Annotated in this window: 13 protein-coding genes; 9 read left to right on the top strand and 4 right to left on the bottom strand. The window is 51.0% G+C overall.

Annotation, left to right across the window (positions count from 1 at the left end):
* Positions 1 to 3: 3 nt before the first annotated feature.
* Positions 4 to 1,188, bottom strand: a complete 1,185-nt coding sequence (locus P1X16_RS27390; RefSeq protein WP_277235744.1) for a CBASS cGAMP-activated phospholipase — start codon at positions 1,186 to 1,188, stop codon at positions 4 to 6.
* Between the two features lie 80 nt (positions 1,189 to 1,268).
* Here P1X16_RS27390 and P1X16_RS27385 point away from each other — a divergent pair, with 80 nt between their 5' ends.
* The 3 genes from P1X16_RS27385 to P1X16_RS27375 are packed head-to-tail and all read left to right on the top strand — an operon-like array spanning position 1,269 to position 3,100.
* Positions 1,269 to 1,961, top strand: coding sequence for a sigma-70 family RNA polymerase sigma factor (locus P1X16_RS27385; protein ID WP_277235742.1), 693 nt, complete (start codon positions 1,269 to 1,271; stop codon positions 1,959 to 1,961).
* 4 nt (positions 1,962 to 1,965) lie between these two features.
* Complete coding sequence (locus tag P1X16_RS27380; RefSeq protein WP_277235740.1) at positions 1,966 to 2,316, top strand: hypothetical protein; 351 nt, start codon at positions 1,966 to 1,968, stop codon at positions 2,314 to 2,316.
* Entirely contained in the window at positions 2,300 to 3,100 is an 801-nt protein-coding gene (locus P1X16_RS27375) for an ImmA/IrrE family metallo-endopeptidase (protein WP_277235738.1), read from the top strand. The genes P1X16_RS27380 and P1X16_RS27375 overlap by 17 nt, the downstream gene beginning before the upstream one ends.
* A gap of 301 nt (positions 3,101 to 3,401) precedes the next feature.
* Here the strand turns inward: P1X16_RS27375 and P1X16_RS27370 are convergent, their stop codons facing one another.
* Positions 3,402 to 3,707: a recombinase family protein gene (locus P1X16_RS27370; protein ID WP_277235736.1), complete on the bottom strand. Its 306-nt coding sequence runs from the start codon at positions 3,705 to 3,707 to the stop codon at positions 3,402 to 3,404.
* 322 nt (positions 3,708 to 4,029) lie between these two features.
* On the opposite strand from P1X16_RS27370, the gene P1X16_RS27365 reads away from it, so the two are divergent.
* The gene (locus P1X16_RS27365; RefSeq protein ID WP_277235734.1) at positions 4,030 to 4,692 is read left to right on the top strand and encodes a hypothetical protein; all 663 of its coding nucleotides are present in this window, start codon (positions 4,030 to 4,032) and stop codon (positions 4,690 to 4,692) included.
* Positions 4,693 to 4,839: 147 nt separating this feature from the next.
* Here the strand turns inward: P1X16_RS27365 and P1X16_RS27360 are convergent, their stop codons facing one another.
* Complete coding sequence (locus P1X16_RS27360) at positions 4,840 to 5,934, bottom strand: hypothetical protein (RefSeq protein WP_277235732.1); 1,095 nt, start codon at positions 5,932 to 5,934, stop codon at positions 4,840 to 4,842.
* Between the two features lie 748 nt (positions 5,935 to 6,682).
* Entirely contained in the window at positions 6,683 to 7,354 is a 672-nt protein-coding gene (locus P1X16_RS27355) for a recombinase family protein (protein ID WP_277235730.1), read from the bottom strand.
* A 124-nt stretch (positions 7,355 to 7,478) separates the two neighbouring features.
* Here P1X16_RS27355 and P1X16_RS27350 point away from each other — a divergent pair, with 124 nt between their 5' ends.
* From P1X16_RS27350 to P1X16_RS27330, 5 genes are all read left to right on the top strand, one after another.
* Complete coding sequence (locus tag P1X16_RS27350) at positions 7,479 to 8,165, top strand: recombinase family protein (RefSeq protein ID WP_277235728.1); 687 nt, start codon at positions 7,479 to 7,481, stop codon at positions 8,163 to 8,165.
* Between the two features lie 131 nt (positions 8,166 to 8,296).
* Positions 8,297 to 9,244, top strand: a complete 948-nt coding sequence (locus tag P1X16_RS27345) for an AraC family transcriptional regulator (RefSeq protein ID WP_277235727.1) — start codon at positions 8,297 to 8,299, stop codon at positions 9,242 to 9,244.
* Positions 9,245 to 9,344: 100 nt separating this feature from the next.
* Positions 9,345 to 10,082 (top strand): SDR family oxidoreductase, encoded by a 738-nt coding sequence (locus P1X16_RS27340; RefSeq protein ID WP_277235725.1) that lies wholly within the window; start codon positions 9,345 to 9,347, stop codon positions 10,080 to 10,082.
* A 239-nt stretch (positions 10,083 to 10,321) separates the two neighbouring features.
* Positions 10,322 to 10,567 (top strand): hypothetical protein, encoded by a 246-nt coding sequence (locus tag P1X16_RS27335; protein WP_277235723.1) that lies wholly within the window; start codon positions 10,322 to 10,324, stop codon positions 10,565 to 10,567.
* 103 nt (positions 10,568 to 10,670) lie between these two features.
* Positions 10,671 to 11,429 carry a DUF72 domain-containing protein gene (locus P1X16_RS27330; RefSeq protein ID WP_277235722.1) on the top strand — a complete coding sequence of 253 codons (759 nt, stop codon included), beginning with the start codon at positions 10,671 to 10,673 and terminating at the stop codon, positions 11,427 to 11,429.
* The last annotated feature ends 141 nt before the right edge of the window (positions 11,430 to 11,570 follow it).

Raw genomic sequence — 11,570 nt, 5'->3', positions numbered from 1 at the left:
TAATTAAGCGTGAGGCAAAGTGACAGAGCGAATAGGTAGGCAAGGCGTGAAAGGCAGTACAGGCTCAGAGCAAAAATCATTGATGATTTTTCGGCCTCGATCTTTAAAATGGTTGCTGGCTCGTTCTTGCAGCGCGGCGAGCTTGGTTGGATCTATAGTATCCAGGTCGACGTATTCCTGCTTATTAAAGAAATCGAACTGCACCCGTTCGTATAGAAAAGCCTGCGGGGACTCGCGCCCAACACCTTGACTAAGTACCTTGCACACGTTATCAGTGTGGTCCGCTTGAGCATGGAGCATCATATCCAAAATGCGCTTCTTTACGGGGTTGGCCCAATAGAATAAGCCCCAATTGCGCTGCTTAGGCAGTTCTGAAAATCGCTTATTCCCTGTCCCGATAGATAAGAGTTGAATATTGGCCCATGGTACCGATAAGGCACCATGTGCTTCTGTGAGGCCAATAAGTGATGGGTTGTTAGCGAAGATGCCACCATCTACATTGTGGCTGACGACGACTTCCTCCTCCGTTGTATCGGCTAGATAGCGTGGGCTGTAAGGATCGAAATAAGTTGGAGCAGCGGCAGTAGACATGCCCACCTGATAAGCGGGCATCTGGTAGTCGCGGGTGTATTCGCCATGATGGCAAGTTTTATATACGCTTACCTTACCCGACACCGCATTAAAGACTGGAATGCACACCCGCGTCCGGGCGTGTCCCAGCCGGGTGTCACCATTAGCGGAGTAAGGCTTAAATTTTTCCTTTAATAAAGTTTCCAGCTTCCTGTTAGAATACTGGGCAGTGCCAAGACGCGAAATGAGGTTGCGGCCAGAACCGAAAATATCTTTTGCATGATGCGAATAGAGATGCACTAGCTCACTTGCTGGCATGCCCAATGCCAGTGCTAGGGCGATGATACCGCCGGTAGAGGTACCGCAGATTAAATCAAAGTGCTGGTAGAGAGACGTGTGTTCCTTACCATCTCGTCGTAGTTGCGCCTCTAGGTCAGCTAAAAAACGGGCAGTGTACAAGCCTCGAATACCACCCCCATCCAAAGAGAGTATACGAAAGGGTCGCGTAACAGGCGCTGTGCTAACAGGCGAGTATAGTCCTGCATCGGGTATAGATACCCTGCTCTTAGCACTGTGCAATAAAGAATCGGGAGAGGTCTCTTGTTCATCAACTAACATAGATCAGGTAATTGGTTTCCTGCCTATATTCAAAAGCGTGAAAAGACCCTATTTCACGCTTTTGACTACTATCAGTTACCATGGACCAATCGCTACCCTCTATCTCTGTTGACGAGCTACGCACTGAAAGTGATGTTACTGTTCTTCAGTTCATTGCCATGCGTGCGGACGACGAACTTGTTGCTCGGGCAGCATTCACAGTTTTCTACGAACGCTACCATGGCTACCTAGCCGCAGTAGTACGGAAGGTGTGCGCACGCTTCCCTATTTCCGCTCAGGAACTAGGGGATGCCGTTCTACAGAACACCTTCATAAAGGTGTTTAAACATGCCGAAACCTTTAACCCCTCTCTTGTTAGAGGCAATGACCTATCAGCTGGTATCAAAGCTTGGCTCGGCACCATTGCCGATAATGAACATAAAAAACTTCTGCAGCAGTTACGACCTCAGACCGAGATGATGGTCGTGGTGGAAGACATAACGATATTCGAGAAGGGTGAAGAGTACGACCCAGATGACGAGCCCGATGAAGAACCTGCCTCGTATGAACGAAAACTCTTAGATAGTGCTTTAAGCACGCTCAATGAAAAAGAGCACTACATTCTGCTGCAAAGTGTAGCCTACGAATGTGAAGGTAAACATCTCCCCCGCGAATTCATTAATAGTACATGCAAGTTGCTTAACATCACAAGAGCGAACTTTCGAAAAATAAAGCAAACCGCCCGAATGAAGGTGCAAAAAAAGATAGATGAGCTACAAGCTCTTAAAAAATAATAAGATGGAAAACAATAACAGAAAACGGCAATATGAATCTAAGCTCACTCATTCATTACGAGCCAATGGCTATCTATTCCCAATCACTATTGAACAGGTTAATTATTTAGAAGAGAATCACAAAGACATATTTAAAAAAACACCTCCTCCAGAATCACCAATCGATGATATTTTAAACAAAGGTATAGTATCATTTAAGCCAATTATAAATAATGACATAGATAATGAATTTACTATTAGTTTAGCACAGGCAGCGAGAGAAGGAAAAGATATACCCGAAGAAATACGCAAACGAATGGAAGAGGACCGAAAGAGAGCCAACAACTCACATAACGATAGTGATCCACAAGCATAGAAAAAGGGTTATTTCTTCCTTAGCGCAAGATATAGCTGAAACATATTGCTCAAATGGTATTATTACACCTGAAATAATTGCGAGTGATAATGAGATCAGCTTTAACTATGGTTTTTATGGTGACTCTTTTGATGGATTGATTGAGCAACTTAATGGCAGCTTCCACATCTATATCAACTTATCCAAAGTTAAGCAGGCAACCAGCACAAGGAGCCGGTTTACTTTTGGCCATGAATTAGGGCATTATTTCCTTGATGAACATCGTTTAGCGTTAGAGGCAGGCAAAACGCCATCCCATCCTTCAACAGTCGATTTTTCTTCAAAAAACTTGGTAGAACAAGAAGCAGACTATTTTGCTTGCTCCTTGCTAATGCCTGAAAAAAGATTTATTGATGATTGTAAAGGAAAAAGAATATCTATAGAGCTTATTCGCCATTTAGGCAATAAATATCAAACAAGTATAGCCGCGACATTATTAAGATACGCAGCAATTGGAACACACCCGATTGCTGTAGTTTGCTCTCAATATGGCAAAATACTATGGCACAGCATGAGTGATGATTTTGAATTTAGATATCTTACTAAATTATCAAATAGAGTACCATCTGCAACAGCAACTGGTGAGTATTATAGTAAAAATATAAAATATAATAATCCCGAAAAGATATATGCAGAAGATTGGTTCGATTACGTTAACTCAAAGAGTTATACAAGACCCTTAAACGAGCATTGTATCTATTTCGACAGTATATATATGGTGTTTACAGTTATATGGCAGGATTAGTTTTTTGTTACTTTTTTACTTCATCAGCTCTCACAAAGTCGCTTTATACCCGTAACATAAAAGGTATTGCCCCTCCTTATCAGTTACAAGATGCGATTACATTCCACCTTACTTGTTGCAATTGTATTTGCTAATCGAATTTCTGTAAGCGCTGCACGGATTTGGCGCTGAAGGCATACCCTCGACGGGTACGTAACCTCAAACGGTTTAACTCCTGCGCCATCCAACGGAGTGTATATGCGTGACCAGGCACTTGATTCCAAAGTGTTACCAATGCTGCCGCTACACGGTTGGCTTCCGCTTATCGCGCATTTTGCTGCTGGATAGCCTGCCCTTGCTGTCGACCTTCAGCAGCAAGATTAGCAGTCGTACCTAAAGACTCACCTCGTGCCTTATTAGCGGCTAATGCTTCAATAATCCACTTACCTATCAACTCGCGCTCATGCTGGGCTATAGAAGCGGAGATCCCTTTCGTTAGGGTGTTCAACTCGGGTATGTCTACGGCCACAAAAGGTACATCTAATAGCAATACATATGCTGCATCACGGCTCAACTGGTCCAGATTGGTAATAAGTAACGTTGCACCGAGCCGCCCACACTCTGCCACAGCAGCTGCAAGCTGCGGTCGCTGGTTTTTCTTACCGCTCTCTATTTAGCGGAAGTGGGCTACGATAGCCACAGGATCCTTAGCAAATGAGAGCACGGCCGCTTGCTGGGCTTTTAACCCTAACCGGATTGGCCTTGGCGAGCGGTATTGACCCGATTATATAAAACATACAGCATGAGGCATACGCTTTAATTGGGAACGCTGAGCAAGGTAGTGCTGCGTGTGACATTCTTGGAACAGGTGTTCCTAGTATGTCACAAGCCAGCCCAGCAAGTAGCTATACGGGCCTTGGACATTTTGTGAATGGACGTTTGGAAGTAGTATGCAGCGTATTGGTTTAGGTTTCATTCCTAACGTGACCACGGAAAAGGCCTTTAACATGACAACCGACGGAACCGGGCGGACAACAACTACCTGCCTGGTGGCCGGCGCTTATTCCTTGGCATACGTGAAGGTGGTGCCGCGCTGCTTCATCGTGAAGATGGGCTTCGCTGCATCAAACTCTATGCGGAGATCTAAGAGGTCGTTCTTGAACACGTCTTTGCTTACCGTTTCCAGTGAGAAAGCCGCCTGGCCGCTGCCCTACGCCTTTAGGGTCGTGCCCTCTTTTCGTGCCCTCTTTTGTTATGTCCGTCTTGAGCTGACTTTGAGGGCTGGCGTAATTGCCAACGTAGCGGTCCAGGTCGGCGGCGGGCGTGAAGACGGTGGACAACAGTTCGGGCTTCAGCGCGATGCGGGTATCCCGGTTGGCCAGGGCCCAGGCCGTGTGAAAAATGAGCTGGTCGCGGCGCACCATGGCCGGAAAATCAATTTTCTCCACGTCGTCCATCGCCTAGTGGTACTCGGGGTGTTCGATGCTCGTGTAGAAGATGATGGGCACGTTGCGCTTAGCGAAGTTGTAGTGGTCGGAGCGGTATTAGATACGCTTGGGGTCGTTCGGATCATTAAATTTATAGTCCAGCGCAAAATCAGGGCTAAAAAGTAGGTCCAGAAACGAAAAGCCTTTAGCTTTTACAACATAGACCTTTCTGACCTAGAGCAAGTGAAAAACTCCGCAAGCAGGGTGAGCTATCGAAAATGTCATTTAACGTCACTGTAACTATAATTTGATATGGCCTATAAAACTCACTTTTTAAATCAATCCGTAATACCTCTTATCATAAGGAATAGACAATGTTTTAGGCCTGCCCGATTTGTGTCCACAAAACCTTCTAACAACGCAGTTTGCGCATTTATTTGCATCTAACGTACTGCTATCAAAATCAATGACCGTTCCAGTATTAATGTCCATTATATTTTTATAGGCCTCTCTAAGCTTATTCTTATTTTGTTCTGATTGGCTAATCTTTAATGCACTACACTTCTTAATTACCATTTTTTCATCAACATACTCATAATACCAGTATACCAAATAGCCATATTTAGCATTAATTAAGTCTAGTCCTTCGATATATGATGTCAATTGAGCTATGTGGCTATCCTTGAAATAATGTTTCTCCTTTTTTGCATTAATAAATTTTTCTTCAACAATGAATTTGTTATTATCTCTATTCGTAAATATATAATCTGGCTGTCCTACGAACCTGCCTTTGCTACTTTTGAAATATTCTTTTCTGTCATTAGCGTGCCCAACAAAATATACAGATGCTTGACGTATTTCAGTAAAAAAATCATAATTATACCTACTGTATAATACGTTGGTTTTGATGTTATTGCTTACCTCAAACTTGCCTTTTATCCCATCTATATAACTTATTAGCCTGTTATCATTATGTAATTTGGCTCCTATTTCCCCTTCTTCTGTGGGATCATCACGAAAGCTCTTCTGAATACAATAACTTACTGGGCAATAAATATATCCAGCTATATTAGATGCAGTTACATATTTTAACTTGAGCTTATCTAATATAAAATTTTCAATACTTTGTGAATCTTCTAAAATAACCCGCTTCATTATAGTGGGTCTTTTAAATGATATCTCTGCGCCAAGATTTGCGGATACCATTTCAGCAAAGTCTTGAACGGTATATTCACTTAGTGACGTTTGCCCATATCCCCAATAAGTAAATTTCTTTTTGTCCTTGAACTTATTTACAAACATATTGTATAATTGTGAAATATATTGCTCACGTATAATATCATCTCTAAACCCTAATTTTCTTAACCAAATATCAAAATAACTAGCACGCTTTTCATTTAAATTACCCTTTATGGTGTTAATATCCATAGTACTATAACATTAAATATTTAAACAATTTATTTTACTTTCAATAAAAAGTCATGATCCTTGTTTCGCCTATATTATTTTTTTACTAGTATCTCTGTTAGGAGAGAGTCTCATGTATTTCTGCTCATACCAAGGCTATTAAAACTGATTGACTAGTATCGTTCTTTTTGGGTTTACCAGCTTAGTGGAATGCTTATCTCTATATTGAGTTAGAGTACCGGTTATTGCTATTATCGGTTTTGAGGCATCCATCCGCGCCGAAGTAATTACTGTCTTCAGAACCGGTGGAACGGCGGATTACGGGAAAAACGCAAGCCCCATTTTTCCACAGATATGCTTCTGAAGGCACTGGATTACTAGGTAAAGCTTTCAATATGGTTTCCCAGTCTGAACACCTTTGGTTATTATATCTAACAATATCCTCCACGCTTTTGGGGTCAAGCCACATTACGAAGGGAGCTATGAACTCAATCAGCTGACGTAAATCTTTCGGTTCGGCGCGAGGCCATTTGGCTGGCTGGGTATGGTTAGGCATGAAGAAGTAATATGGGTTCAGCTATGCTCTGCAATAGCCGCTTGCTCTTCGGCGTAGGGTGAATGGTTAAGGACTAATAGGCACTTAATTACTTCGCAGCGTGCAGCACGCAGCCGGAAAACAGAAGTGGCAACGCTTACTCGTCTAAATGTACTGTTCGTCCTCTGCTGGAGCTAATCCGTACCCTTTGTTTGATTCTGACTCTTTTGCAACTTAAAGGACTTGGGTTTCTAGCGTTGTCAGTAACCGCTTCACCCCCATGGGATGGAAGGCCTTCCCTCTCCTGGTCCGATACCCCGACTCGTTGAGCCGAGCGGCAATCTCGCGCAAGCTGACCCCCGTCGCTCGCAGGAGGATGGCCAGCTGCTTGGCTTGCCGATTGTTGAGATTGGTTTGCGCGTTATGCCGTAGCGACACCCACGACTTCTCCCGCGCTGCCGCCGTCAGATTAGCGGGCGTGCCGAGTTGAAAGCCCCGCGCCTTCTTGGCGGCCAACGCATCCTTCGTGCGCGTGGAAATGGCCGTGGCCTCTTTCTGCGCTACCGCCGCCAAGATGTGTAGCGTAAACTCATCCGCCGCCGGCAAGTCCACCGCCTTAAAGCGCACGTGACTTTCCATCAGGGTCGCGAGGAAGGCCACGTTGCGGGCTAAGCGGTCGAGCTTGGCGACGAGCAGCACCGCTCCCTCCTGCTTGGCCTGGGTGATGGCCGCCTGCAGCTGCGGCCGGCTGTTCTTGCGCCCACTCTCTACTTCCGTAAACTCGGCCACGATGCGGGCCTCGGTCCCCACGAAATTCCGCACCGCGGCTTGCTGCGCTTCAAGTCCCAAGCCAGACTGTCCCTGCCGAGCAGTACTCACCCGGAAGTAGGCGACATAGTTGATCATACACCCATGGTAGAAGAGGAAAGAGGTGCAATATAGTGTGTTGTCACATTCGTTAAACGTCCGTTTAACCACTGTGAAATGAGTCAAACGGGGGTTACTTTTGCCTACCCTTCTCTCCCGTTGCATGAAATCGTACGTCGCTTACCTGCGCGTCTCCACCCAAAAGCAAGGCCAGTCTGGCCTCGGCCTTGCTGCCCAGCGGGCTGCAGTGGCCACGTTCACCCCGGCTGCTCATTTACTAGGAGAGTTTGTTGAAGTGGAGTCCGGCAAGAAGAACGAGCGGCCCCAGCTCCAGGCGGCCATGGCCCTGGCGAAGGCCACGGGCGCGACCCTGCTCATTGCCAAGCTCGACCGCTTGTCCCGCAATGCGGGCTTCATCTTCGCCCTGCGCGACGCGGGCGTGGACTTCGTCTGCTGCGACATGCCCGACGCCAATACCCTCACCGTCGGCATCTTTGCCGTGCTCGCCCAGCACGAGCGCGAACTCATCTCCCAGCGCACGAAGGCCGCGCTCGCCGCCAAGAAAGCGCAGGGCGCGCAACTGGGTACGCCGGCTAACCTTACGCCAGCGGCCACCCAGAAGGGCCGGGACCGGAGCCAGGCGCTGGCGCACGCCCATGAACATAACGAGCGGGCGGCCGCGCACATCCTGCTGCTGCACGAGAAAGGCCTCAACTACTCCCAGATTGCCCAGCGGCTCAATTCCCAGCGCTTTCTCACCCGCACCGGCAAGGTGTTTCGCGCTGAGCAGGTCAAGCGCTTGTACCTACGGGCCATGCGGCCTACCCCCGGGGGTAAGGGGTCCTCTTAGAAAACGGGAAAAATAGCCTATCGAGAATTCTGCGCCTGTCATCGGTTGTGTTGCCCGTCTAGGCGATGACAAGCCCAGCACTCCCATCCAGCGCTGCTGACTACCCCCGTTTGAATTGCTTACTTTTAGGCATGACTTTACCCCTCGTACCTGCTGTCACTTCGCTCGACCTCGATCAGGCGGCAGCCCCCAGCAGGCAGAAGCCCGCCATCGTGGCCTCGGGCCAGTTTAATGTGTTTGACCGCGAGCAATTCCACCCTAGCTCGTTAACGCATGGCCGGCGCGACTACTACAAAGTGGGGCTGCTCACCGGCAGCAGCCGCTACACTTATGCCACCCGAGGCGTGCTCATTGACCGGCCCGCGCTGGTGTTTTCCAACCCGCTGATTCCCTACTCCTGGGAGCCCATTTCCGAAGAGCAGGGGGGCTACCTGTGCCTGTTTACCGAGCAATTCCTGATCATCAATGACCGCGCCGCCAGCTTGCAAGAGTCGCCGCTGTTCCGCCTCGGCAGCGACCCAATATACCTGGTAAATGAGGCCCAGTATGCCGACCTGAGCCACCTCTTCGGCAAAATGCTGCAGGAAATGGGCTCGGGCTACCTCTACCAGCAGGAAGTGGTGCGCAATTACCTGAACCTCATCCTGCACGAGGCCCTCAAAATGCAGCCGCATGCCAGCTACTACCAGCACCCCAACGCCGCCAGTCGCATCGTAGCCTTGTTTCAGGGGCTGCTGGAGCGGCAGTTTCCCATCGACTCGCCCGCCCACGGGCTGCAGCTGCGCACGCCCGGTGATTTCGCCCGCCAGCTCTCGGTGCACGTCAACCACCTCAACCGGGCCGTGCGCGCGCTCACCGGCAAGCCCACGTCGGTACACATCGCTGAGCGTCTCATCCACGAAGCCAAAGCCCTGCTCCAGCACACCAACTGGAGCACCGCCGAAATTGCCTACGGGCTGGGGTTCGACTACCCTACCTACTTCAACAACTTTTTCAAGAAGCAAACCGGCACCACCCCGTCGGCCCTGCGCGCCCAGCTCAGCCAAGACCACGCGGCCGCTTCGCCGCGAGTTGTTTGAATTGCTTACACATTCGTTTGAATCTCGTTAGGGCCTGGTTGGGGTCCAGAAGACCTTTGTGCTGTTCACGCAACACCACCTCTTCAACCCCCTCAGTTCCATGAAATACGCTCTCATCACCGGTGCCAACAAAGGCATCGGCTTCGAAACGGCCCGCCAACTACTCCAGCACGGCTACTACGTGTACTTGGGCAGCCGCGATTTACTAAAAGGCCAGCAGGCCGTAGACCACTTACAGGCTGAAGGCCTCACCCAAGTAGAGCCGCTCGTCCTCGACGTGACGGACAGCGCCTCCATTGCTGCCGCCCGCGCGGCCCTCGGTCAGAAAGCAACCGGGCTGGATGTGCTCATCAACAATGCCGGCATCAGTGGGGCCATGCCGCAGCCCGCACTCAGCACCCCCGTCAGCCTGATGAAAGAAGTGTTCGACACCAACCTGTTTGGGGTCGTGCAGGTCACGCAGGCCTTTATCGACCTGCTGCGGCAGGCCCCGGAACCCCGCATTGTCAACCTCACTTCGGGCCTGGGCTCGCTCACGCTGCACAACGACCCGACCTGGCAGTACTACCCCATCAAGCTGATGGCGTACAACGCGTCCAAAGCGGCGCTGAACATGTACACCATTACCTTGGCCTACGAACTGCGCGAGAGCCCGTTCAAAGTGAATGCCGTGGATCCTGGCTATACGGCCACCGATTTTACCTACCACAACGGCCCCGGCACCGTGCAGGACGCGGCCGCCCGCGTGGTAAAAGCCGCCCTGTTGGGCCCCGATGGCCCCACCAGCCAGTTTTACAGCGATGATAATGCACCGGAAACGGGCATCAGCCCCTGGTAGTAGCAGCCGCAGCAAGCACCCAAAACTGCCCCGGCCGCCAACGCGCCCGGGGCTTTTTTAGGCCTTCCTATAACCGAAAGGGTATAAAATGACGCGAAGCCTCTGTCGTGCTGAGGAGGCAGCAGGCCCTGCTGCGCCACCCCGCCAGCGTCTACGAAATGCCGTGAAACCGCCCCAGTGAACCATTGATCACTGGGGCGGTTTCCTGCTTTCTCTCTTGTTTTGGCCTACTTAGTAGCGTGTCTATCTTATCCAAGTGCGTCTACGAATTCGGTCCATTTCTTGGACGGACAAGACACCCCTGCTGCCAGTCGACGGTGTTCGACCTGGGCCAGCAACTCGGCGGGTATGGGAATCTGAACGCCGTGGCGGGTGAAGAAGTAGCGCAACAGGGACCCGGCGTAGAAGCGCAACCCGTTGCCTTCGGCGGCGTGCAGGGCCTTATAGCGTCAAGCCCCTGCCGGGCCGGCAACGAGCGCTACTAGGACCAGCAGAGGATCCGTTGGGCCCCCGTGAAGAGGCGCCTGGGGTAAAACGCCGCGGCCGCGTGGCCCGTACTACCCCAAAACTCCCGTCTACCTCCTTCCCATGCCCGCCCTCCTTGGCACCCTGCGCACGGGCACCAGCGGCATCGTCGTGCCCGGCCCGAAGGCCACCTTTCCCGAGGCCTACCAGGCCACCAGCCGCCTCACCTACTATGCCACCCTGTTTAACTCGATGGAGGTGAACAGCACCTTCTACCGCATCCCCCAGCCCAAAACGTTTGCGGCCTGGGCCGCGGAAACCGGCCCGGCGTTTGCCTTTACCCTCAAGCTGTGGCGCGATATCACGCACACCAAGCTGCTGGCCGAGGACCTCTCCGGCCTGGTCCGCTTTCTCGAGGCCGCCCGGGCGTTGGGCCCCAAAAAGGGCTGCTTGCTCCTGCAGTTCCCGCCGAGCACCACCCTTCGCCAGCTACCCGCGGTCCGGGCCCTCTTGCAGGCGCTGGCCGCGGCCGACCCCGCCCACGAGTGGCGCCAAGCGGTGGAGTTTCGCCACCCCAGCTGGTATGTAGAGGATACGGTTGATCTGCTGGACCAGCACGGCGCCAGCCTGGTGCGGCACGACAAAGGTCCCGCCCGAAACGCCCAACTCAACGAGGGGGCCGACTTTGTCTATCTACGCTTCCACGGCCCGCAGGGCAACTACCGCGCCTCCTACGAGCGCGACTTTCTGCACGACCAGGCCGAGCAGATCCACGACTACCTCCACGAGGGAAAAGACGTGTATGCCTACTTCAACAATACCATGGGCGCCGCGTTTGACAATGCTCAAGACCTGCAGCGGCTGGTCGCGGAGCGGGCGTGAGCCGGACGACGCGCGTGCGGGGGTAGGGGGCGCTGGTTTCCAGGGCCAGGTCGTGGTACCCCACGGCACGGGCTTTCTCCAGGGCCGTGGCACAGCGGGCCTTCACGCGGGGCTACCGGTCGTGGCCGGGCAGGCGGTGGT

The organism is Hymenobacter sp. YC55, assembly GCF_029433095.1.
Classification (GTDB): domain Bacteria; phylum Bacteroidota; class Bacteroidia; order Cytophagales; family Hymenobacteraceae; genus Hymenobacter.
This window is presented reverse-complemented; position numbering and strand designations above follow the sequence as displayed.